Raw genomic sequence first — 519 nt, forward strand, 5'->3', positions numbered from 1 at the left:
GGGCTGATGCGGTACTTCAGCGCCGCCTCGGGGGTGTCCTCGGTGCCCGGTTGCGGGTCCAGCAGTTCGAACCGGATCGTGGCGTCGCCGCCGGAGAGCAGTTCCTCGCACAGCCAGTCGAAGCTGGCGTAGGCGCCGGTGACGAACTCCACGCGGTTGGGCAGGCCCTGGGCGATGCTGTCGATCACGGAGATCCGGATCGGCTGGTCGGTGCCCCACGAGACCCCCAACGGCGCACGACCGGCCGCCCCGTCGGCAGGGGCCGAGGCGCCTGCGGTGGCCGGGTCTGCCGCGCCGGCGTCGGCGCTGCCGGCGGTGTCGGTGGGGTGGTCGGGCAGGGGGTCGGCGATGTCGGTGGTGTTCGGATCGCCGAGGGCGACCAGGGCGTCGGCGCGCAGTTGGTTACGGGTACGGGGATGGCCGGTGTCGGCGGCGGCGCGGGCGGCGGCGTCGATGCGGCGGCGTAGTTTCTCGGCATCGCCGGAGGGTAGGTGGGCCCACATGCTGGTCATGCCGTCG

General features: G+C 73.6%; 1 pseudogene. It reads right to left on the reverse strand.

Annotation, left to right across the window (positions count from 1 at the left end):
• Positions 1-503, reverse strand: a pseudogene (locus HMPREF3086_RS02030) (HNH endonuclease); the annotation flags it as partial.
• Positions 504-519: the final 16 nt, after the last annotated feature.

It is taken from the genome of Dietzia sp. HMSC21D01 (assembly GCF_001815995.1).
Taxonomy (GTDB): Bacteria; Actinomycetota; Actinomycetes; order Mycobacteriales; family Mycobacteriaceae; genus Dietzia; species Dietzia cinnamea.